Origin of the sequence: Streptococcus equinus (assembly GCF_900104225.1) — a bacterium.
Lineage (GTDB): Bacteria > Bacillota > Bacilli > Lactobacillales > Streptococcaceae > Streptococcus > Streptococcus equinus_D.
This window is the reverse complement of the sequence record NZ_FNJK01000002.1, coordinates 360,212-383,646: the sequence shown is the minus strand read 5'-3', so window position 1 is coordinate 383,646 and position 23,435 is coordinate 360,212. Positions and strand designations below refer to the sequence as shown.

Genomic DNA, 23,435 nt, shown 5'->3' with positions numbered 1-23,435 from the left:
TTACTTTGTAAAAAGCTTTACTTTATTTTATTTTTACTAAATTTTTATTGATAAATCGTTTTCACTGTATATGGTTTCAAAGCCTGTAAAAGTTCAGCATCTTTTTTAACAAGATGTCTCTGACTCTGTAAGGTTTGCTTACTATCTTGATAATGCAAAATAACAGGAATATTTCCCGGGTATTCTGATAAGATAGCTGATACTTGGGAATCATGTAAATGATTTGGCAATAATAACCACAAACGTTCACTACTTGCCTCTTGCACATGATTTAAAATCATCTGCAAACGATTGTTACGATTTTGAATCTTACCTGATAAATAGTAGAATCTTCCTTCTTGTAACATGTCTTTATAGCGTGCGAAAACTTCTGGGAACAAAGTCACATCTAATTTTTTCTGCGTATCAGTCACATTTAGAAAAGCCATCTGTTCACCTTTTGTTTTGGTTCTAATCACACGAATCTGGGATAACTCTACAAGAATAGTCTCCTCAGTATTTTCATGTAAATCAGTTAAAGCAGTAAATGGAATAGATGATTTTTTTCCAATTTCAAGAAGAGGATGAGGACTAATTCCCACTCCTAGCAACCCCTGCTCTTGTCGATATTTTTCAGCATTTGGAAAATCATCTACATCAATCCAGCTATAAGAAGTTTCCGCAAACAAACTTCCTAACTCGTTGACAAAGATAAAGAGTGGCTCGAGATTTTCAATAATTTTTCGCCGATTTTTTTCAAAAGCATCAAAAGCACCGATTTCTACCAAAGGTGCCACCAGTTCTTTCTTCTGGTAGTTTTCAGGTAATTTTGTCAAAAAATCTTCAATACTTGAAAATGGTCGATGGTCAATAATCCAATAACACATGTCGCGAGGAAGAGCACATAGGTTCTTCAAGCCAAGATAGATTTGACCATCGGATATTTTATCATTGTAAGGAACGGTATTAATATCAATCTTCTTGATACGAAACTCTGACTCCATAGCATCTGTAATATAGTCAGCGCTTGAACAATTGAGCATAACATCATAGAAAACAGCAGGATAATGCGCCTTAAAATAAGCTAATTGAAAAGCTAGGGCTGAATAAGCAAATGCGTGACTTCTATTAAAGCCATAGCCGGCGAACTTAGCCATACGTGAAAATAAGTCCTTAGCTGTCTCAAGCGGGCGTCCTAGGGCTTGCGCTCCTTTTAAGAACTCACTTTCCATTTTTTGCATATCGTCAGCCTTTTTCTTCGACATGGCACGACGTAACAAATCCGCTTTACCGAGCGTAAAACCAGCATAAACTTGAGCAATCTGCATGACCTGCTCTTGATAAAGCATAATGCCATAGGTTGGCTCTAAGATTGGTGCTACCAAAGGGTCAATCAAATCCACTGCTTCTTGTCCGAAACGACGTCTGATGAAGTTTTCCGTATAATCACTAGCACCAGGTCGGTTTAAACTTGTTGTAGCAACAACATCTTCAAATTTTTTCGGCTTGATTCGTTTCAAGAGGTTAATAGCTCCTGGTTGCTCAAATTGGAAAATTCCCTTAGTTTTTCCAGCAGCAAATAAAGCAAGCGTCTTCTGATCCTCTAAATCAATAGACTTGATATCAATGTTAATGCCATAATCTTTAGCCACTTTTTCTTGCATGCGTTGCACAAACGTAAGGTTTCGTAAGCCAAGAAAGTCCATTTTAAGAAGACCATTTGCTTCAACCGCTTGAGCATCATACTGGGTAATCATCATGTCTTCCCCAGCTTTTAAAGGAATATGCTCAGTCAAATTATCATCGCTCATCACAACACCGGCTGCGTGGATAGAGGTCTGACGAGGATTTCCTTCTATACGCTTAGCAATAGCAAATGCTTTTTGGTACTCAATCTTAGCATTAATAATTTGACGAAAGGCTAGATTTTTTTCATAAACTGATGTCAGATTATCTCTAAAACCGATTTTCTTAGTGATATTAGTCAGTTCATGCTCAGGGGCACCAAAACGTTTAAAAACATCTCGGATAGCCTGCTTCGCACCAAAAGTTGAAAAGGTTACAATTTGAGCCGAATGAAGACTGCCGTATCGATTACGAACATAGTGAAGAAACTCACTCCGATACACATCTGGTAGGTCAATATCAATATCGGGCATGCTGTATCGTTCTTCATTCAAGAAACGTTCAAAAAGGAGATTGTTTTTGACAGGATCAATTCCTGTGATATCAAGTGCATACGAGACAAGACTTCCCGCAGCTGATCCACGTCCCATCCCCATGTAGTAGCCACGACTACGACCAAAACGAAGTAAATCCCAGACAATAAGGAAATAATCATCAAATCCCATTTTATGAATGACAGATAATTCTTTGCTTAAACGTTCTTGATATTCTGGTAACCAAAGTTTTTTAGCCTTAAGTCCTGCCTCAGTCAATTCGACCAATTCATCTTGTGCTGGCTTTTGTCGATTAAAACGTGGTAATTTTAATTCATTATTAAATTCATAATGAATAGAAGAAACCAGCTTTTCTAAATTGTCTAATGCCTGTGGGAATTTCTGCTGAAAAGCTTGTGTTAAAATATCACATGCTATTAAAGCCTGACCTTGAGGGGCAGAGGGGGCATCCTTCAGACTGATATTATCACGAATGGCGTGAAGCATATGAAGCGTTTCAACTTCTTCAGTATTAAAATACCGAACAGTATGTAACGGAATCAAAGGCTTGTTATAAGCTCTTTCTTCTGCATGTATATCTACACCAATAAAATAATCAAAAGGAAGGGATAAGGCCTCTATGCCATCAAAATAAGGCACAATAACCGCAAGACCTGACAAATAGTCTTTAAGGTCTTCCAGCTGAATACCAGAAGTCATTTGACGACTAGATACTTTCATCAAATTTTTATACCCAATCGTATCACGCGCAATCAAATACACGGTTAAAGCAAAATTTTCTTGGAAATTAAGACTTATTTCAAGACCTAAAACAGGACGCAAACCATTTTCTTTAGCTTTCGTCATAAAATGAAAGGCGGCGTAGAGATTATCTTTGTCCATAATCCCAATGGTCTGGTAGCCTAATACTTTGGCTTCTTTGACATAACCCTCTAGGTCAATTAAACTATCCATAAAGGAATAGACTGTCTTGGTATCTAATTGGGCAAACATAAAAATCTCTCCTTTCTTTGTGTACTTCTTCATCTATTATACACTAAAAATAGTTCCTCATTTCGATTTAAAATGAAATAAGATAACATACCGATTGATTTCTTGACATTTCAAACTTATTTCTGTACCATTTATTTAGTACAAGACTTCTTCTAATTAATATAAGACTTCTTCAAAATTTAATAGAAAGGGGTTATCGTATGTCCTGGAAATTTGATGAAAAATCACCTATTTACGTTCAAATTGCACAACATATTAAAATGCAAATCATCAGCCAAGAGATAAAAAGCGGTGACCAACTCCCAACCGTTCGCGAATTAGCCGAAGAAGCCGGTGTCAATCCCAACACAATGCAACGCGCTTTTTCAGAACTAGAACGCGAAGGCATGGTTTACTCTCAACGAACATCTGGCCGCTTTGTTACAGATGACACTGACCTCATCATGCAAAAACGTCGAGAAGTTGCTGAGGCAGAATTGCAATCATTCGTTAATAACATGCAAAAAATAGGATTTGAAATCGACGATATTGTGACTACACTAGAATCGTATATTAAGGAGAAAAAATAGGATGAGTCAATTACTCCAACTACATCACGTTACCAAAAAATACAAAAAACATGTAGCTGTTGACGATGTGACACTTAGTTTACCTGCCGGTAAGATTATTGGCTTACTTGGCCCAAATGGAAGCGGGAAAACAACACTGATTAAACTAATCAACGGACTTCTTCACCCAACAACTGGAGAAATCGTCATTGATGGTTACCGTCCTTCAGTCGACACTAAAAAAATCATTTCATATCTTCCAGATACTTCTTACCTCAGAGAAGATATGAAAATCAAGGATGCCCTTGCTTTCTTCGAAGATTTTTACGAAGACTTCTCTCGTGAAAAAGCTGAACACCTTTTAGAAGATTTAGACCTTAATCCAAATGATATCCTCAAAAACCTATCAAAAGGGAATAAAGAAAAAGTGCAGCTAATCTTGGTCATGAGCCGACAAGCAAAACTTTATATTCTTGATGAACCAATTGGTGGTGTTGACCCAGCCGCGCGTGACTACATTTTACGCACTATCATCAATAATTACTGTGAAGAGGCTTCCGTTATTATCTCAACGCACTTAATTTCAGAAATCGAACCAATCCTTGATGAAATCATTTTCCTTAAAGACGGAAAAATTATTTTGCAAGGCAATACGGATGATATTCGTGAAGAGAACGGTCAATCCATTGATTCACTCTTCCGTGAGACTTACAAAGCTTAGGGAGGAATTATGTTTTCAAAACTTTTAAAATACGAACTAAAATCTGTCGGTAAATGGTACTTCGCACTTAATGCGTCAATTATCGCTATTTCCATCTTCCTTGGCTTTAGCATCAAGACACTTACAGACTATGCTGAAAACTATACAACAAGCAACCCTGGCAACTTCACTAAACTCATTCCAATTATTTTGGCAATTATGTTCGGTGTGGTCGTTGCCAGTGCATGGATTGCTACACTAGCTATCATCGTGCGACGTTTTTATAAAAATATCTTTGGTCGTGAAGGTTACCTTACTTTAACCTTGCCAGTATCTACTCACCAAATCATTTTATCTAAACTGATTGCTTCACTGATTTGGACTGCCTTTAACACTATCGTTGTTACTATTGGTGTGACGTTGCTTATTATACCGATTTTTGGCCTAGGTCATTTTCTAGCTTTCCTACCACAATTAGCTAAAATGCTCACTCCTGCCGAATGGGGAATTGGGTTCCTTTGGTTAGCAATCTCTTCTATTTCAGGAATTCTGCTCATCTACTTAGCTATTACAATTGGTCAATTATTTGCTAATAGACGTGGTCTTATGGCATTCGTTGCCTACTTCGTCGTTTCATTCATCGTTTTATTAGTGTCTGAAATCCTCGGAAGTCACGAACTAAATAGTGACCTTACTATCCATTTCTTTATCTATTCTTGTATTGAGTGCTTTATCGAAGGTGCCATCTTCTACTTAGCAACACATTACTTGCTTAAAAACAAAATTAATATTCAATAAATATTATAGCCACCAAATTCTGGTGACTATTTTTATATATGGAATTGTGTCTGGGTGAAAGCACAAAAAACATTCTCGCAGTCTTCCTACTACTGATAGTGAAAAAAATTTTTTGTGTTTCTTTTTGGGTCTCTCCAAAAGGCAAAACTAGGGAAAACTAGGGAAAGCAAAAAAATAAAAAACGTTGATATATCAACGTTTTGCGTAACTTTGCTAAACTATGAAAAGCTTTTATGGAGCCGGTGGGAGTCGAACCCACGTCCAAACACCTGCCAATACATTCGTCTACAACCATAGGTTATGTCTTTGATTTAACTTAAGCTCGATACATAACTCAAACCTAGATTAAGCGAGCCTATAAATCTCTTTTTGACTAGCTAGGCAATAATCAAACGTAGCTTGCTAATCAATGAAACCTCTAGCAAAACACAAGCAATCCTGTAGAGATCACGCGAGCTGGTTTTTAGGCAGCTACAGCGTAAGAATTTGTATTTTTTGCAGTTATATTTAACTGGCATTTTTACATCTGCCGATGAGTCGCAGAATGTACCTCATAATGCCTGTCGAATCCGTAACGACCCCAGATATTATAAAATAGTCAAAAGCTACGTTTGTTATTATAGCAAATAATGTTTAAAATAGCAAAAAAGAAATTCTTATGATATGATAAGAATTATGAAAATGAAGATGTTCGACCACTATGCCTTTTGGCAGCGACTGATCAAGTTTCTGGGAGTATTAGCCTTGCTGGGAACGTTTGTTTTAGTCATCTGGTTCTACCATTTAGGGATTCTAAACGATAGTAATGCACTCAAAGATTTTGTTAATCAACACAGTGTCTGTGGGCCTTTAGTTTTTATCTTAGTGCAAATCTTTCAAGTCGTCTTCCCAGTGATTCCAGGTGGTGTCACAACAGTTGCTGGCTTTTTAATTTTTGATCCAATCCTAGCCTTCTTTTACAACTATGTGGGTATTGTGATTGGTAGTATCATTCTATTTATTCTTGTTAGGCTATATGGTCGCAAGTTTATTCTACTTTTTGTCGATGAGAAGACTTTTTACAAATACGAAGCGAAGCTTAACACTCAAAATTATGAAAACTTCTTCATCATTTGCATGTTATCACCCATTTCACCAGCCGATATCGTGGTGATGATAACTGGATTATCTCGCATTTCATTAAAACGTTTCACCTTCATTATCCTACTAACCAAGCCAATTTCAATTATTTCTTATAGTTATATCTGGATTTTTGGAGGAAATATCCTAAAATTACTATTAGGTCACTAAAGCCTGAGCTTAGCTCGGCTTTTTCTTTTTTTATTACAACTGTAATTTTTCAAAAAAATTTCATGTAAACATTTTCACAGTATTGAAAAATTCTTACATAGTAGTAGACTTATAACGAAGGAGTTTACTAATGAAGTTATACGTTCAATTTATGATAATTCTCATCTTTTCATTTATTGGGGAGGCGATTTCTAATTTACTCAATTTACCTGTTCCTGGTAGCATTATTGGGTTAGTGCTACTTTTTCTTGCCCTGGAATTCAAGGTAATTCGTTTGAGACACATAGATGTTGTGGGAAATTTCTTGCTCAATAATATGACCATTCTGTTCTTGCCTGCAGCTGTCGGAATCATGGATCGATTCAATGACATCAAGGATTATTTGCTCCCTATCACCATTATCATTCTTGTAGCTATCTTTTTGAATGTTGCTACTATTGGTTTTGTTGTTCAATTCATCAAAACACGCTTTGAGGGAGACTATGTTGATAAAGGAGGTCATCATGACTGATATTCTTACAAACCCAATCTTTGGTATCATGCTATCAATCCTAGCATACCTTATGGGCATGCTTATTTTTAGGCGTTTTCCACACCCAATTACTACCCCTTTACTATTGGCAACCTTTTTTATTATTGCCTTTTTAAAGATTACTAAGATTTCCTACCATGATTATTACATTGGCGGAAGTTATCTTAACACATTGATTGTTCCATCAACAGTAGCACTTGGTATTCCACTCTACCGTTCATTCCACTTGATGAAACATCACATCAGAAGTATCCTAACTGGTATTCTTGCTGCTTGTATCGTCAACACGACTTTTACCGCTCTTGTTGCGAAAACATTTGGTATTAAATATTTGCTAGCTATTTCATTATTCCCTAAATCAGTAACAACTGCAATGGCTGTTGGTATCACTGAAAAAATGGGAGGAATAACAACTGTAACACTTGTTGTCGTTGTTATTACAGGAATTTTAACAAGTGTTCTTGGACCCGTTTTTTTAAAACTCTTACGAATCGAAGATCCTGTTGCTATCGGGCTTAGCCTTGGAGGAACAGGGCACGCAATCGGTACTGGAACAGCTCTAAAATACGGTCTCGTTGAAGGTGCGATGGGCGGACTTGCTATCGGAGTTACCGGAATCGTTTATGTTATTATCAGTCCAATCGTAGCTCAAATTATTTTAAAATAAGCTTTTATAAGTGCCTGTGGTGAAAATCACAGGCTTTTTATTTGCCCTTAAATTGCTCGTAATGCCATCCAATATTAACTTGCGACAACTTTCCTTAAATTCTTCTACAAGCTTCACAACACGGCTTTATGGGCATATATAAAAAGAAAAAGCCAGTTACTGGCTTTTTCTAACCGGTATAACACTCCACCCTAAGGGAATCGAACCCCTATTTCAAGAACCGGAATCTTGCGTGATATCCATTACACTAAGAGTGGCAACTACTATATTATACCACATCGAAACAAAAAGAAAAGACTTGGAAATCAAGTCTTTTCTCATTTATAATTACAATTCAATATCGCCAAACAAGTCAGCCATTGAGAATCCAGTTTGAGTTTCTGGAAGTTCGTAATCACGTTTAGCTTCACGTTTTGGACGACGTGGACGTGATTGACGTTTTTCTTCGTTTTCAGCTTGTGCTGGACGTTCTTCAAGAGCTTTGATTGAAAGTGATACACGTTCTGCAGCAGCGTTAACATCAAGAACTTTAACGTTAACTTCTTGACCTACTGAAAGAACATCTTTTGGATTTTCAACACGTTTGTGTGAGATTTGTGAGATGTGAACAAGTCCATCGATACCAGGCAATACTTCAACGAAAGCACCGAAGTCAGTCAAACGTTTAACTTTACCTTCAACAACATCGCCAGCAGCAAGTTTTTGTTCTACACCATCCCATGGTCCAGGTGTTGTAGCTTTAAGTGAAAGTGATACACGACCTGCTTCTTCGTCGATTGAAAGAACTTTAACTTCAACTTCTTCACCAACTGAAACAACTGATTTAGGTGAAACGTTACGTTCGTGAGACAATTCAGTCACGTGAACAAGTCCGTCAACACCACCAAGGTCGATGAAAGCACCGAAGCTTGTCAAGCGAGCAACTTTACCTTTAACGATTGCGCCTTCTTCAAGTTTAGAGAAGACTTCTTTACGAGCTGCAGCAGCTTTTTCTTCAACTACTTCACGACGTGAAAGGATGAAGCGGTTTTCAGCTGGAACAACTTCTTTGATTTTAGCTTCAAATTCTTGACCAACGAATTTTTCAGTGTTACGTACGAAACGTGTATCGATCATTGAAGCAGGGATGAATCCGCGAAGTCCTTCAAATTCAACTGAAAGACCACCTTTAACAGCGCGTGTACCTTTAACAGTAACAACTTCGCCTTCGCGACCAACAAGTTTATCCCAAGCTTTGCGAGCTTCCAAGCGTTTTTTAGAGACAAGGAAAGTAACTGTATCAGTATCTTTACCTACTACTTGACGAAGAACAAGTACTTCAACTGTGTCGCCAGTTTTAACGAAATCGTTAATATCAGCATCGCGATCGTTAGTCAATTCACGAAGTGTAAGAACACCTTCAACACCTGTTCCTTCGATAACAACGTTTGCTTGATCATTATCAACAGTTAAAACTTCCGCAGTGACAACATCACCAGGGTTTACTTCGCTAACACTGTTTAGCAAATCTTCAAATTCATTCATTCTAAAAAATCCTCCAACAAAAGCTAGCTTAAGCTAGCTTTTGACAACAATAATATTTCTCAAGGTAACCCGCAACGACAACAACTTTTATCTTTGACGGTGTCAAGCCGAAACTCGATACCTTTGACTGGGGTAGCTGGATTCGAACCAACGCATGAGGGAGTCAAAGTCCCTTGCCTTACCGCTTGGCTATACCCCAAAAACAAGGTTCAATTAATTCTAAAATTTTCATTTCAGAAATGGAAGGGGAGGGATTCGAACCCCCGAACCCGAAGGAGCGGATTTACAGTCCGCCGCGTTTAGCCTCTTCGCTACCCTTCCGTTACGACAAAAACTATTCTAGCATAGTTTTTGTTCTCTGACAAGTACTTTTCGCTATTTTTTAGCGATTTAAGTTGTAATTTTCAATAATACTTTCAATTGCTTGCTCTAAAGTTTTGAAAAGTGCTTCCACTTCTCCGTTTTTGACAACAGCAAATTTGTTATCAAGCTCAGCAATTTCACCGATAACTTTTTTTCCAGCAGTCAAATTATAACCATCGACATTAGCGTTATTGATGGTAACTTTGGCGTCAGCAAGTTGAATTTCGATTTTTTTATCTTTTTTGCTCATTTTTCCACCTCACGCTATTCATTTTACCGAAAAACAAAAAAGCTTGCAAGAGCAAGCTTTAATTTATTAGTCAACTTTGTAAATCCAGCCTTCTGGAGCTTCAATGTCACCGAATTGGATGCCGACAAGTTCGTCGTACAATTTACGAGTAACAGGTCCTACTTCTGTTTCACTGTAGAAGACATGGAAGTCATCACCGTGTTGAACACCACCAATTGGTGAAATGACGGCTGCTGTACCACAGGCACCTGCTTCAACAAATTTATCCAATTCATCAAGTTTAACATCTCCTTGGATAGCTTTCATGCCAAAACGGTGTTCTGCCAAGTAAAGAAGTGAGTATTTTGTGATAGATGGCAAGATAGATGGGCTAAGAGGTGTGATAAATTCGTTATCCGCTGTAATACCAAAGAAGTTTGCAGAACCGACTTCTTCGATTTTAGTGTGAGTAGCTGGATCAAGATAAATAACGTCTGAGAATTTGCGGTCATGCGCCATTTTACCTGGAAGGAGACTTGAAGCATAGTTACCACCAACTTTTGCAGCTCCTGTACCATGTGGAGCAGCACGGTCATATTCGTCTTGAATCAAGAAGTTTGTTGGTACCAAACCACCTTTGAAGTAATTTCCAACAGGCATTGCGAAAATAGTGAAAATGTATTCATCTGCAGGGTGAACACCAATAATGTCACCGACACCAATTAAAAGAGGACGTAGATAAAGCGTTGCACCAGTGCCGTATGGTGGTACAAATTCTTCGTTAGCACGAACGACTTGTTTTGCAGCATCAATAAATTTTTCTGTAGGCACTTGTGGCATAAGAAGACGATCTGCAGTGCGTTGCAAACGTTCAGCGTTCATATTTGGGCGGAACAATTGTACTGAACCATCTTTTGTACGATAGGCTTTCAATCCTTCAAAGGCTTGTTGGCCATAGTGCAAAGCTGGTGATGCTTCAGAAATGTGAAGCATTGAATCTTCTGTTAATTTTCCTTCATCCCATTTACCATCTTTGTAGTAAGAGATGTAACGAAATGGTAATTTACGATAGGCAAAGCCTAGATTTTCCCAGTCTAAATCTACTGTCATAACTATTCCTCTTTCTTTGTTTTTATCCTATTGTACGCTTTTTAAATCTTTTTTCAAGTACTTTTTCATAAAATTCTGAAAATTTGTTCAAAAAATAAATCGGAGAAAATCTCCGACTTATTATCGCTATTTAATTCTTGCGCTAAAGACACCTTCATCAGAAATTTTATCTGAGATAAAGGAACCATTACTTGTGCGCTCTGAGAGTGTCAAATCTTCCAAAATGGCTTGATAGTGATTGCCCTTATTTGAGTAAACTTCCAAGGTTTCAATCTTATCAGAATCAAGTGGCTCAATGGTGAACAAATCAATATTTTGCACATCATTTGAAGCGTGTACTGGTCCTGCCATAAAGACGCGATGTGGTTTTGACTTAAGCTCACGAAGGACTTGCAAACCGCGATTAGCACGACTTGTTACTGGAATCAGTTCAGTCGCCATACGTTTCAAGCTACCGCGTTGAGTCAAGATAAAGAAGCTTTCAGTATTAGCAATAAAGACTGCTGCTACAAAATCATCATCTTTAAGATTAATTGATTTAACCCCTGCTGCTTTGGCACCAACTACTGGCACTTCATCGATATTGAAGTGAAGTGCGTAACCGTTGTGTGTAATAACCATGACATCATCCAAAGCAATTGGTGCAATGGTTACAATCATGTCATCATCATTTTTCAATTTAGCATATTTAACAGATTTTGACTTGTAGGTACGCCATGGGGTGAACTCTTTACGTTCGAAGCGTTTCATTTGTCCAAGTTTTGTAGCTGCAAAATAAGTTTGCGGTCCAAATTCATCGACAATTTCAGCATAAAGAACGTATTCGTCTGTCGCAAAGTTAGTAATAGTTTGTGACAAATGTTCACCAATATCTTTCCAACGAATATCTGTCAACTCATGAACTGGACGATAGATAACATTGCCAAGATTTGTAAAAATGAGCAAATGTTGTGTGGTCTTAGCTTGAGAAACGAAGATTAATTCATCATCATCACGTTTACCAATTTCTTCAACCGTTGAAGCGTTATAAGAACGAGGACTTGTACGTTTGATATAACCACCTTTTGTTACGCTGACAAAGGTATCTTCTTCGACAATCAAGCTTGCCACATCGATTTCGATGGTTTCAGCTTCATCTTGCAATTCTGTCAAACGTGGATTAGCAAATTTCTTCTTAACCTCACGTAATTCACGTTTCATGACATTGTACATGGTACGTTCATCACCGATAATGGCTTTAAGCATTGTAATGCGTTCACGAAGCTCTGCTTCTTCGTTTTCAAGTGCAACAATGTCGGTATTTGACAAACGATACAATTGCAAAGTTACAATAGCTTCTGCTTGTTCTTCAGAAAAATCATAGCTGACTTTTAAGTTTTCTTTGGCGTCAGCTTTATTTTCAGAGGCGCGGATAAGGGCAATAACATCATCAAGAATTGAAATGACACGAATCAAACCTTCAACAATGTGAAGACGTTTTTCAGCTTTTTCTTTATCAAATTGTGAACGGGCAACAATAATTTCTTTACGGTGTGCAACATAACTTGTCAACATTGGAATAATACCAACTTGACGTGGTGTGTAGTTATCAATGGCAACCATATTGAAGTTATAGTTGACTTGCAAATCTGTATATTTCAAAAGATAGTTGAGAATGGTTTGTTCATCAGCATCTTTTTTAAGTTCGATAGCAATACGAAGACCATCACGGTCAGATTCGTCACGAACTTCTGCAATGCCGGGTACTTTGTTATTGACACGAACGTCATCAATTTTCTTAACAAGCACCGCTTTATTGACTTCATAAGGAATCTCAGTAACAACGATTTGTTTTTTACCGCCTCGAAGACTTTCAATATCAGTACGTGAACGAACCACGACACGACCTTTACCAGTCTCGTAAGCTTTACGAATACCGTCTTTACCCTGGATAATTGCCCCTGTTGGGAAGTCTGGCCCAGGCAAGAATTCCATTAATTTGTCCAACTTAGCATTCGGGTGATCAATGAGGTAAACAACCGCATCAATCACTTCAGCCAAGTTGTGTGGTGGAATATCTGTTGCGTAACCAGCTGAGATACCTGTTGCACCATTAACCAAAAGATTTGGAAAGGCTGCCGGTAAAACCGTTGGTTCTTTTTCAGTATCATCAAAGTTCCAAGCAAATGGAACAGTATTTTTCTCAATATCATGAAGCAAATAGCCAGCAATCTCTGACAAACGTGCTTCGGTATAACGCATGGCTGCCGGTGGATCACCGTCCATAGAACCGTTGTTACCATGCATTTCAATCAAGGTCTCACGATTTTTCCAGTCTTGACTCATACGTACCATGGCATCGTAAATAGATGAGTCACCGTGTGGGTGAAAATTACCCATGACGTTACCGACTGATTTAGCCGATTTACGGAAACCTTTATCAAAAGTATTGCCGTCCTTATTCATTGAATAAAGGATACGACGTTGAACAGGCTTCAAACCATCACGAATATCTGGCAAAGCCCGCTCTTGAATAATATATTTGGAGTATCGCCCAAAACGATCCCCCATAATGTCTTCAAGAGACATATTTTGTACATTTGACATAATTATTATCCTTTACTTTTCACGTCAAAAAATTAACTTTTTCTATACTAACTAACAAAGTTTTTTACAACATTAAAAACTTTTTCTGACCAGGCAGAAAGACCATCACCATCGTACTTCAAATAAAATACTTTAGGGACTAAACAACTTGGAACCAAAGGCTCAATAACCTCTCGTTTATCCTCAGGAATAATGCAAAGATAAAGCTTGTTCAAAGAAATTTCATCTTTAACCTTCGCAGCGTGATAGCCATCAAATACATAACCATCACTTTCAATAATATCATCATATTTGAAATGGAAACTTACCCCCGGAACAAAAAGCGGACCTAATTCATCTTTTGTAGGTTCTCGTTCCAAAAGCCTTTCCATAGCAAGACGATAACCAGACGTTGTATTTGACCAGCCAAGCATCACATATTGAAAATAGTCAGCTGGATCTCCCGCAGCATTACGAGAACTCTGAACTAATTTCTCAGGTGACAATCTAAATGCCTTAACCGCTGATAGAATCTTGTTTTCTCTAAATATTTCTTTCGCTACTTGAACGGTACAGGTATGGCTTAAAAAATCTGAATATACATATTTACCTTTTTCGTCATAAGTTGAAGCAACTATTTTAGAACTTGGAGTATATGGAAATTCCTTACACGGCCTTCTCTCAATATCTTTTATCTTGTCACGAAGTACTTTATTCTCGCAGACAATTTGGGTAGTTCGAGCATTTAATTTCTCGTATGCTATAAAAGCAGAAATTTTTTCCAATTCCCAATCTTTTATCAAAGGATACTCTGATAAAACCAAATGATAAACTCCAGCCCATTGAATACTATATTTTTCAGTCCAGATATCTAAAAGCATTAGCTTGTCCTCTAAAGATATTAATTGACTATAATATCACTCATTAAAAATCAACTTTGTAAATAGCGATTAAAACACTGTATTTTCTTCCAAGGTGAATTTAACGTTGTCTTCGATCCATTTACGGCGTGGTTCAACTTTGTCGCCCATGAGGACGTTGACACGTCGTTCAGCACGCGCCAAATCTTCAATTGTCACACGAATAAGTGTACGTGTCTCTGGGTTCATAGTTGTTTCCCAAAGTTGGTCAGCATTCATTTCACCCAACCCTTTGTAACGTTGGAGTTGAGCTCCTTTACCAAATTTTTGACGAAGTTCTTCTAACTCACCATCTGTCCAAGCGTACTCAACTTGCTCTTTTTTGCCTTTTCCTTTTGACATTTTGTACAAAGGAGGAAGGGCAATATAAACATGTCCAGTCTCAACAAGCGGACGCATGTAACGATAAAAGAAAGTCAACAGAAGTGTCTGAATGTGGGCACCATCGGTATCGGCATCGGTCATGATAATAATCTTATCGTAGTTAGAATTTTCAACGTTAAATTCTGCACCTACACCTGCACCAATGGTATAAATCATGGTATTGATTTCTTCGTTTTTCACGATATCAGACATTTTTGCTTTTGCCGTATTAAGCACTTTACCACGCAATGGCAAAATAGCTTGGAATTTACGGTCACGACCTTGCTTAGCTGAACCGCCGGCAGAATCCCCTTCGACAAGATAAAGTTCATTTTTCTTAGGGTTCTTAGATTGCGCTGGAGTCAATTTACCAGAAAGAAGCCCTTTATCTTTCTTGTTCTTCTTACCATTACGAGATTCATCACGCGCCTTACGAGCAGCTTCTCTGGCATCACGCGCTTTAATTGCCTTACGAACAAGATTTGAAGCCACTTCACCATTTTCCAAAAGGAAGAAAGTCAATTTTTCAGATACAATACTATCAACAATTGGACGTGCTAGAGGACTTCCCAATTTATCTTTGGTTTGCCCTTCAAATTGCAAGTGTTCTTCTGGAACCAAGATTGAAAGCACTGCAGATAACCCTTCACGGTAATCAGAACCTTCTAGGTTCTTATCCTTTTCTTTTAATAAACCAGACTTACGAGCGTAGTCATTCATAGCTTTGGTAATAGCTGATTTCAAACCAGTCTCATGAGTTCCACCATCTTTTGTGCGAACATTGTTAACAAAAGAAAGAATGTTATCAGAAAAGCCATCATTGTATTGAAGTGCTACTTCAACTTGGAAGCCTTGATCTTCACCAGTTACCCAAATGACCGGTGTCAATGTTTCCTTATCTTCATTAAGGTACTCAACAAAGTCTTGCACCCCATTTTCATAATGGAATTCTAGGTGTTCTGCTTCTTCTGGACGATTATCAGTTAATGTCAAGGTAACATTTTTAAGCAAGAAAGCTGATTCTTTCAAACGTTCAGCAATCGTGTTAAATTTAAAATCAACCGTTGAAAAGATCGTGTCATCAGGCATGAAAGTGACCATAGTACCTGATTTAGATTTTGGTGCTGTTCCAATCTTTTTAAGAGTTGTAACAGGTTTACCACCTTTTTCAAAACGTTGTTTGTAAACAGCGCCATCACGAGTGATCTCAACTTCTAGCCAGCTAGAAAGGGCATTAACAACTGAAGAGCCTACCCCGTGAAGACCACCAGAGGTTTTATAACCACCTTGTCCAAATTTACCACCAGCGTGGAGAACCGTGAAAATAACCTCTACTGTCGGAATCCCCATGGCATGCTTACCAGTCGGCATTCCACGACCTTGGTCTTTTACCGTAACACTACCGTCTTTGTTAATAATCACATCAATCTGATTACCAAAACCAGAAAGTGCTTCATCGACGGCATTGTCAACAATTTCCCATACTAAATGATGTAGTCCTGTCGCATCTGTTGATCCGATGTACATTCCGGGACGTTTGCGGACAGCGTCCAGTCCTTCTAATACTTGAATGGCATCGTCATTATAATTATTTACATTAATTTCTTTTTTAGCCAAAAGCGACCTCCAAATAATTCATCTTTTTTATCTTACAAGTTTTTTCAGTATTTTGCAAAAAAAAATCAAACTCGATGACGATTTTACAAGGAAAATCACCAATTTTTTTCATGAAATAGTATATCAAATTTAAAGCGTTATCACAAATTTGCTTTGAAGTTTCAAGTCATTTATTTTTCAAATTTTCCCTTTTCTTAACAAGCGATTATGTTATAATGAAAACATGAAAATTTTAGTTATGATTCTGATTGCTTACTTGTTGGGGTCAATCCCAACTGGACTTTGGATTGGAAAATTCTTCTACCACACAAATCTTAGAGAACATGGTAGCGGAAATACTGGAACAACCAACACTTTCCGAGTTCTAGGTGCTAAAGCAGGTACAATTACTTTTATCATTGATATGCTAAAAGGGACACTTGCTGCACTTCTTCCTCTTATTTTTGGGGTTACTGGCGTCTCTCCAATTCTTATCGGACTTTTCGCCATAATCGGTCACACATTCCCACTTTTTGCACAATTTAAAGGTGGTAAGGCAGTCGCAACAAGCGCTGGTGTCCTTCTTGGTTTTGCACCACTATTTTTGCTTTTCCTTCTTGTTGTCTTTGTCATTACCCTTTATCTCTATAGTATGATCTCTTTATCAAGTGTGGTTGCCGCTAGCGTTGCTGTCGTTAGTGTTCTAATTTTTCCAGCCTTTGGCTTTTTACTTCCGCACTACGACTTGCTCTTCACATTAGTGATTATTTTAATTGCAGGTATTATTATTGTAAGACATAAAGATAACATTACACGTATTAAAGAACACAAGGAAAATCTTGTTCCTTGGGGATTGAATTTAAGTCATCAAGAACAAAAAAAGAATTAGCAAAACGCTAATTCTTTTTTTATTACTCTTAAGCTTTGTAGACAATGTTTCCATCACAGATAGTGTATTTCACGACACCTTGTAATTTTTCACCGATAAATGGTGAATTTGAGGCTTTAGAAGCAAAGTGGTCAGACACGACACGTTCTTCTTTGTCAGCAAAGATAACGATGTCTGCAGGACCGTTTTCAGCCAAATACCCTGCATCAAAATCATACATTGATGATGGATTAATGGTCATCTTAGCAAGCAACTCTGACAAGGTCAAATCACCTGTAGCAACCAAGTTTGTCAAACCAAGAGATAATGATGTTTCAAGTCCTGTCATACCTGATGGGGCTTTTGTGATGTCTTCGACATTCTTTTCATCGGCGTGGTGTGGAGCGTGGTCAGTCGCAATCACTGAAATAACGCCAGATTTCAAACCTTCAATAACTGCCAAACGGTCTTTTTCAGTACGAAGAGGTGGATTCATCTTAGCTGCAGAGCCTTTGATGAGAAGCAAGTCTTCTGTTTTTGAGAAATGTTGTGGTGCTGCTTCTGCGGTGACATTTGCCCCTAATTGTTGAGCAAATTCAACCACTTTAACAGATTCTGCTTTTGACAAATGTTGGATATGTAAGTGCGCACCACGGTCATAAGCAATCATGACATCACGCGCAATCATACTATACTCTGCTACCCCAGTTGCTCCGCAGAAATGGAATTTATCACGTGCAATCCCTTCGTTAAATCCAAGGATACCATTTAATTCTGGGTCTTCTTCATGAACAGAGATAAATGTATTATTGGCTTTTGCCAAATCTAAAGCTTCTTTCAACACTTTAGTGCTTTGAAGCGGAATTCCGTCATCTGAAAAACTGATTGCTCCATTTTCAAGAAGTGCTTTAAAATCAGTCAAGTTTTGACCATCAAAGTTTTTAGTGACTGTAGCGTTGGTATAAACGTGAATATTTTCTTTGCTAGCGCTCGCTAATACTTCTTTCAACGTTTTAACATCTGAAATAGTCGGATTGGTATTTGCCATCATAACAACTGATGTAAAACCACCAGCTGCTGCTGCAAGAGCTCCTGTATGAATATCTTCTTTGTGAGTTTGACCAGGTTCACGAAAATGCACGTGAATGTCAACCAAACCGGGAGCTACAACAAGACCAGTAGCATCAATGGCCTCTGCATTTGCTTCTTCGATTGAGTCAGCAATTTTAACAACTTTTTTTCCATCAACAAGAACGTCCGCAACCTGATCAAAACCAGATTTTGGATCAACGACACGACCATTTTTAATAAGTAACATGTTAAACTCCTATCATTTCAACCAATCAATTGGTTCTAGGCCATCCTGACTTAGATAAGCATTAGCTTGTGAGAAGGGATGGCTACCGAAAAATCCGCGATAAGCTGAGAGTGGACTTGGATGCGCACTTTCGATGACATGATGAATTGGATTCGTAATCAAAACTTTTTTCTTACGAGCATATCCACCCCAGAGAATAAAGACAACCGGTGTCTCTTTTTGATTAACTACTTTGATAATCGCATCGGTAAATGGTTCCCAAATTTGTCCAGCATGACCATTGGCACGACCTGCAGGAACTGTTAAGCAAGCATTTAGCAAAAGCACACCTTGCTGTGCCCATGGGGTTAAATCGTGGTGATCGCGTTGACCTAAATCATCAGCCAATTCTTTAAGAATATTTTGAAGAGATGGTGGTGCTGGAATGTCTTCAGGTACTGAGAATGATAAGCCTTGCGCTTGATTCGGACCATGATAAGGATCCTGACCAATAATCACCACTTTGACGTCTTCTAAAGCCGTTGTTTGAATAGCATTAAAGACTTTCTCACGCGGCGGATATACCAATTCTTGCTGATAAACAGCATCCATAAATTGATTAATGCGACCAAAGTAATGCTCTGGTAATTCATTTTTAATTAACTCATGCCATGTTGAATGTTGCATGTTCACTCCTCTGTAGCTTTAGTATTTTCCTACTAAATCTAGCTTTTCTTTTGCCAAGACATGCCCTTCCATGGCATGAAGCAAATCATTCATGTAAAAACCATCAGATAATGGCAATTCACAATCCAAAGCATAGACCGTTAGGGTATAAATATGGTCTTTATCCGGTGGATATGGCCCCATATAGCCATCATAAATATCTGAGTTATCCTCATTTAGAAACTTACTAACTAAGCTATTTTTACCACGAGTATGCTTAGTGTCTAAACGAGAAAAATCTTCTGAAATAGCTTTTACATCAGCTGGAACATTTGCCACAACCCAGTGAATATAAGCAAAACCACAAACTGGGATAGAATCATAATCGACAAAAGTCCAAGCAAATGTCTTCGTACCTTCAGGAGCATCCTCAATCGTAAACGGGAAAGAGATAACTGCATTTCCCCTAACCTGAACACTAGCTTTTTTAGCATAAGCATCAGGCAAAACATTATTTTTAAATGTTGATGATAGTTTCATTATAACTCCTTTCAAGTTTTAAACCAAGAAGGCCACTAAAGTTTTAACCTTAGTAGCCAAATACTAACCTTTATTAGTCACGCCAAGTTTCTTGATTTTCTTTAAATTTGTGTAGCAAAGTCAATTCATCGGCAGTGACGTAACCTTGCACTTTAGCTACTTTGATAAGCTCAGTATAGTTAGAAAGTGTTACCAATTTCACACCTGCTTTGTCAAAGTTTTCAGTTGCTTTAGGCAATTCGTAAGTAAAGATTGCCACAACACCGATAACATCAGCGCCTTCACGTTCAGCTGCGGCAACTGCTTCTAGCACAGAACCACCAGTTGAGATAAGGTCTTCAACGACGACCATTTTTTGACCTTTTCTCACACGACCTTCAATTTGGTTACCTGCACCATGATCTTTTGGTTTGCTACGGATGTAAGCAAATGGAAGATTCATTTTGTCAGCGATAATAGCTCCGTGAGGAATACCTGCTGTTGCTGTACCTGCAATCACTTCCACTTCTGGAAACTCTTCTTTGATTTTTTCAACAAAACCATTTTCAATCAGCGTACGTGTTTCAGGATATGAAAGTGTCACACGGTTATCTGTATAGATTGGTGATTTAATCCCAGATGCCCAAGTAAATGGATCGTTTGGTTTCAAGTAAACCGCTTGAATGTCAAGCAAATCTGATGCAATTTGTGATGCTAAAGTCATTTTTATTCCTCTTTTCTAAACTTATAAGTAAGCAACAATTAATTCTAGTATCTAAATACTAAGCGTTCCATTCGTCGTAAATAGCCTTGTAAGCTGCAACCGGATCTTCTGCTTTTGTAATTGGACGTCCAACAACGATATAACTTGATCCGATAGCTGATGCTTGACTTGGCGTCATGACGCGTTTTTGGTCACCAACCGCAGCTCCTGCTGGGCGAATTCCTGGCGTCAAGCAGACAAAATCATCTGAAGTTGCCTCTTTGATAACAGCAACTTCACAAGCTGAGCAGACAACGCCATCAAGTCCAGATTCTTCTGCTTTTTTCGCATAATGAAGCACAGAATCAACCAAGCTTGTCTGAATGTTTTGGTCTGCTTTCATCTGTTCATCTGATGTTGATGTTAATTGGGTCACCGCAATCAGTTTTGGACCTTGTCCAAGCCCTTCGCGCGCCGCTTTCATCATCTCAACACCACCAGCTGCGTGAACATTGGTCATGTCCACCCCTAGATTTGAAAGCACACGCATGGCTGATTTAACCGTATTTGGAATGTCATGCAATTTCAAATCTAGAAAAACTGAGTGTCCAAGAGATTTCACATAACGAACAATCTCTGGTCCTTCAGCATAATAAAGTTCCATACCAATCTTGACATAGAGCTTCTCATCTGCAGGGAACAAAGCAAGAAATGATTTCACATCATCAAATGATGGAAAATCAAGAGCAATAATCGGACGACTTTCGTGCATTTTTTCTCCTTTTTCTATAAAGAAAACCCCGCCCGAGGGCGAGGTTACACGAAAAGCAGGGTAGCAAACACCCCATTATCAAAGACTATATCTTCTTTTTTTCACGAACCTTTCTCGCCTCTCTGGACTCAATTAAAGGTTATTCAGTTGTTATTATTATATCTTTTTTTAATATCAAAGTCAAAAACTTACTGACTTTTTTAATAAAATAGCAAAACTTATTTGCCACGCAATTCTTGGCGAACTTCACGTCGTAACGTTTCAAGATCTTTGATACCATATTGATCCATAACCTTAGGTAAACGGTCAATAATATTAGGACAGGCATAAGGATCTGCAAAATTAGCTGTTCCAACACCAATGGCTGACGCTCCAGCAATCATCATTTCAATAGCTGCTTCTGCTGAATCTATCCCACCCATACCAATGATTGGAAGATCTGTACTTTGAGCTACCTGACGAATTAATTTAAGCGCTACAGGAAAAACTGCAGGTCCACTCATGCCACCTGTACCATTAGCAATGATTGGTTTACGAGTCTTCAAGTCAAAACGCATACCAACCAAAGTATTAATCATGGTAAAGCCAGTTGCTCCAGCTTCTTCAACTGCCTTAGCAACTGTCGTAATATCAGCAACACTCGGTGTTAATTTAACATAAACTGGCACATCTGAATGCTCAACACTAGCTTTCACAGCTGCATAAGCTAGCTCTGGCACTTGTCCAATCAACAAGCCATGATTGCCATGGTCAACATTAGGACAAGAGATATTAAGTTCGATAGCTTTAACATTTGCTGCTTTTGAAATCTTTTCAGACACATAAGCATACTCTTCGTTTGAAAAACCAGCTACATTAGCAATAATTGGTAATTCTGGGAAGTGTTCTTGCAACCAAGGTAATTTTTCAGAAAGCACCACATCAACACCTGGATTTTGAAGCCCAATAGCATTTAACATGCCTGAAGGTGTTTCTGCCACACGTGGCGTTGGGTTCCCAAAACGAGCCTCCTTAGTTGTCGCTTTAATCATAATTGAACCTAACTTATCCAAATCATAATATTTGGCATACTCTTGGCCAAAACCAAAGCAACCTGATGCAGGAATAATCGGATTTTTCAAATCAAGCCCTGGAAGGCTAACAGCTAAACGATTTTCTGACATGAATAAACCTCCTTACAAGATGATTTTTCCAGTTTCAAAAACCGGTCCATCTTCACAAACACGTTGATTGGCAGCATCTTGGGCGTTTTTCAAATGCACTACACAAGCATAACAAGCCCCCATACCACATGCCATACGAGATTCCATAGACAGATAAGCATGTGGATGGTTTTCAAATTTTTGGTCAACGTATTTCAACATTCCTGGTGCGCCACACGAGTAAATAGCATCAAAAGAATACTCTTTTGTAAGCTCATCAACAACCGTTGATACATATCCTTTAGTTCCATATGATCCATCATCAGTTGTGACATAAACCTTACCATATGCTGACAGGGCTTCCTCTAGGATAACAGCATCTTTATTCGCAAAACCAAGAACAGAAATCACTTCAACACCTTTAGCAGCTAATTGCTTAGCTGTTTCAACCAAAGGCGGAACACCGATTCCCCCACCGATTAACAAAGCTTTTTGCCCTGCAGAAACCACAGAAAGATCAAAACCATTTCCCTGAGGTCCCATAGTATCGACACGATCACCAGCTTTCAACTGAGATAAAATAGCTGTCCCAGCGCGTTCCACACGATAAACAATGGTTGCGACTTTATTAACTTTATCAATCTGGCAAATCGAAATCGGACGACGCAATAATTTACTTGGATCAGGTACTCGAAGATGCAAAAACTGACCAGGAGCCATGTCCATGACCATCTCACCAGAAAGCTTCATCTCAAAAATACGAGGAGCAATCTCTCGTTGACTAACAATCAATAAGTTTTCTTTCAATACAGACGTTTTGTCTTTACAACTTGAATGCATAGTGTTCCTTTCACACAAAAAAACCTCGCCAGAAGGCAAGGTTACAGCAAAATAAGCAGAGTACACCAAAGCATACTCACACTTTTTATTAGAGATAGAACTCTTTTTTACAGTAACCTTGAAAGTCTCTCTGGACTTAATTAAAGGTTTTCAAATTTTAAATATTATAACGCGTTTTCATTTGCTTGTCAATTATTTTTGTGGCAAGTGAAGATCCTTTTTATTCGCGTGATACTTATCTTATGCGGTGCCAGCGGCAGCTTCAATATTT

The 23,435-nt window shown here is 38.3% G+C and carries 21 protein-coding genes, 3 tRNA genes and 1 other RNA gene; 7 read left to right on the top strand and 18 right to left on the bottom strand.

Translation table 11 applies throughout. The features are described from left to right. Positions 1-44: 44 nt before the first annotated feature. Positions 45-3,152 (bottom strand): DNA polymerase III subunit alpha, encoded by a 3,108-nt coding sequence (locus BLP98_RS04665; protein ID WP_074482131.1) that lies wholly within the window; start codon positions 3,150-3,152, stop codon positions 45-47. A gap of 200 nt (positions 3,153-3,352) precedes the next feature. Between BLP98_RS04665 and BLP98_RS04660 the strand changes: the two genes are divergently transcribed. From BLP98_RS04660 to BLP98_RS04650, 3 genes are read left to right on the top strand one after another with little or no spacing between them, the layout of a single operon-like run. Beyond that, complete coding sequence (locus BLP98_RS04660; protein ID WP_006532025.1) at positions 3,353-3,721, top strand: GntR family transcriptional regulator; 369 nt, start codon at positions 3,353-3,355, stop codon at positions 3,719-3,721. Position 3,722: 1 nt separating this feature from the next. After that, positions 3,723-4,421 carry an ABC transporter ATP-binding protein gene (locus BLP98_RS04655; RefSeq protein ID WP_074482130.1) on the top strand — a complete coding sequence of 233 codons (699 nt, stop codon included), beginning with the start codon at positions 3,723-3,725 and terminating at the stop codon, positions 4,419-4,421. Between the two features lie 9 nt (positions 4,422-4,430). After that, a complete protein-coding gene (locus BLP98_RS04650; protein WP_074482129.1) occupies positions 4,431-5,198 on the top strand; it encodes an ABC transporter permease in 768 nt (255 codons plus the stop codon). Positions 5,199-5,429: 231 nt separating this feature from the next. Here the strand turns inward: BLP98_RS04650 and ssrA are convergent. Beyond that, positions 5,430-5,780, bottom strand: a transfer-messenger RNA (tmRNA) gene (gene ssrA / locus BLP98_RS04645). A gap of 93 nt (positions 5,781-5,873) precedes the next feature. Here ssrA and BLP98_RS04640 point away from each other — a divergent pair. The 3 genes from BLP98_RS04640 (at position 5,874) to BLP98_RS04630 (ending at position 7,687) form a co-directional block, all read left to right on the top strand. After that, a complete protein-coding gene (locus BLP98_RS04640; RefSeq protein WP_043878382.1) occupies positions 5,874-6,488 on the top strand; it encodes a TVP38/TMEM64 family protein in 615 nt (204 codons plus the stop codon). A 130-nt stretch (positions 6,489-6,618) separates the two neighbouring features. Then, positions 6,619-6,999 carry a CidA/LrgA family protein gene (locus BLP98_RS04635; RefSeq protein ID WP_039697045.1) on the top strand — a complete coding sequence of 127 codons (381 nt, stop codon included), beginning with the start codon at positions 6,619-6,621 and terminating at the stop codon, positions 6,997-6,999. After that, the gene (locus BLP98_RS04630; protein ID WP_039697046.1) at positions 6,992-7,687 is read left to right on the top strand and encodes an LrgB family protein; all 696 of its coding nucleotides are present in this window, start codon (positions 6,992-6,994) and stop codon (positions 7,685-7,687) included. The genes BLP98_RS04635 and BLP98_RS04630 overlap by 8 nt, the downstream gene beginning before the upstream one ends. A gap of 185 nt (positions 7,688-7,872) precedes the next feature. Here the strand turns inward: BLP98_RS04630 and BLP98_RS04625 are convergent. From BLP98_RS04625 to parE, 9 genes are all read right to left on the bottom strand, one after another. Beyond that, positions 7,873-7,944, bottom strand: a tRNA-Arg gene (locus BLP98_RS04625). A gap of 70 nt (positions 7,945-8,014) precedes the next feature. Beyond that, positions 8,015-9,211: a 30S ribosomal protein S1 gene (gene rpsA, locus BLP98_RS04620; protein WP_009854084.1), complete on the bottom strand. Its 1,197-nt coding sequence runs from the start codon at positions 9,209-9,211 to the stop codon at positions 8,015-8,017. Between the two features lie 127 nt (positions 9,212-9,338). Further along, positions 9,339-9,410 (bottom strand) — tRNA-Gln (locus BLP98_RS04615). A 41-nt stretch (positions 9,411-9,451) separates the two neighbouring features. Then, positions 9,452-9,532 (bottom strand) — tRNA-Tyr (locus BLP98_RS04610). A 61-nt stretch (positions 9,533-9,593) separates the two neighbouring features. Then, positions 9,594-9,824 carry a DUF2969 domain-containing protein gene (locus BLP98_RS04605; RefSeq protein ID WP_006532018.1) on the bottom strand — a complete coding sequence of 77 codons (231 nt, stop codon included), beginning with the start codon at positions 9,822-9,824 and terminating at the stop codon, positions 9,594-9,596. 66 nt (positions 9,825-9,890) lie between these two features. Beyond that, positions 9,891-10,913: a branched-chain amino acid aminotransferase gene (locus tag BLP98_RS04600; protein ID WP_039697049.1), complete on the bottom strand. Its 1,023-nt coding sequence runs from the start codon at positions 10,911-10,913 to the stop codon at positions 9,891-9,893. 126 nt (positions 10,914-11,039) lie between these two features. Then, a complete protein-coding gene (parC, locus tag BLP98_RS04595; protein ID WP_074482128.1) occupies positions 11,040-13,499 on the bottom strand; it encodes a DNA topoisomerase IV subunit A in 2,460 nt (819 codons plus the stop codon). Positions 13,500-13,546: 47 nt separating this feature from the next. Then, the gene (locus BLP98_RS04590; RefSeq protein WP_074482127.1) at positions 13,547-14,359 is read right to left on the bottom strand and encodes a phosphate ABC transporter ATPase; all 813 of its coding nucleotides are present in this window, start codon (positions 14,357-14,359) and stop codon (positions 13,547-13,549) included. Between the two features lie 69 nt (positions 14,360-14,428). Beyond that, a complete protein-coding gene (gene parE, locus BLP98_RS04585) occupies positions 14,429-16,378 on the bottom strand; it encodes a DNA topoisomerase IV subunit B (RefSeq protein ID WP_074482126.1) in 1,950 nt (649 codons plus the stop codon). Between the two features lie 223 nt (positions 16,379-16,601). Here parE and plsY point away from each other — a divergent pair, with 223 nt between their 5' ends. Beyond that, complete coding sequence (plsY, locus tag BLP98_RS04580; RefSeq protein ID WP_074482125.1) at positions 16,602-17,246, top strand: glycerol-3-phosphate 1-O-acyltransferase PlsY; 645 nt, start codon at positions 16,602-16,604, stop codon at positions 17,244-17,246. A 28-nt stretch (positions 17,247-17,274) separates the two neighbouring features. On the opposite strand, the gene BLP98_RS04575 is transcribed toward plsY, so the two are convergent. The 7 genes from BLP98_RS04575 to BLP98_RS04545 form a co-directional block, all read right to left on the bottom strand. Then, on the bottom strand, positions 17,275-18,543 hold the full coding sequence (locus tag BLP98_RS04575) for a dihydroorotase (protein WP_074482124.1): 1,269 nt from the start codon (positions 18,541-18,543) through the stop codon (positions 17,275-17,277). A gap of 12 nt (positions 18,544-18,555) precedes the next feature. Continuing rightward, positions 18,556-19,209: a uracil-DNA glycosylase gene (locus tag BLP98_RS04570; RefSeq protein ID WP_074482123.1), complete on the bottom strand. Its 654-nt coding sequence runs from the start codon at positions 19,207-19,209 to the stop codon at positions 18,556-18,558. Positions 19,210-19,227: 18 nt separating this feature from the next. Next, positions 19,228-19,728 carry a YbhB/YbcL family Raf kinase inhibitor-like protein gene (locus BLP98_RS04565; RefSeq protein ID WP_074482122.1) on the bottom strand — a complete coding sequence of 167 codons (501 nt, stop codon included), beginning with the start codon at positions 19,726-19,728 and terminating at the stop codon, positions 19,228-19,230. A gap of 73 nt (positions 19,729-19,801) precedes the next feature. After that, positions 19,802-20,431, bottom strand: a complete 630-nt coding sequence (gene pyrE / locus BLP98_RS04560; protein ID WP_074482121.1) for an orotate phosphoribosyltransferase — start codon at positions 20,429-20,431, stop codon at positions 19,802-19,804. 58 nt (positions 20,432-20,489) lie between these two features. Next, positions 20,490-21,182 carry an orotidine-5'-phosphate decarboxylase gene (gene pyrF, locus BLP98_RS04555; RefSeq protein WP_074482120.1) on the bottom strand — a complete coding sequence of 231 codons (693 nt, stop codon included), beginning with the start codon at positions 21,180-21,182 and terminating at the stop codon, positions 20,490-20,492. Between the two features lie 218 nt (positions 21,183-21,400). Next, on the bottom strand, positions 21,401-22,345 hold the full coding sequence (locus BLP98_RS04550) for a dihydroorotate dehydrogenase (protein ID WP_074482119.1): 945 nt from the start codon (positions 22,343-22,345) through the stop codon (positions 21,401-21,403). Between the two features lie 12 nt (positions 22,346-22,357). Further along, on the bottom strand, positions 22,358-23,164 hold the full coding sequence (locus tag BLP98_RS04545; protein ID WP_074482118.1) for a dihydroorotate dehydrogenase electron transfer subunit: 807 nt from the start codon (positions 23,162-23,164) through the stop codon (positions 22,358-22,360). Positions 23,165-23,435 lie beyond the last annotated feature (271 nt).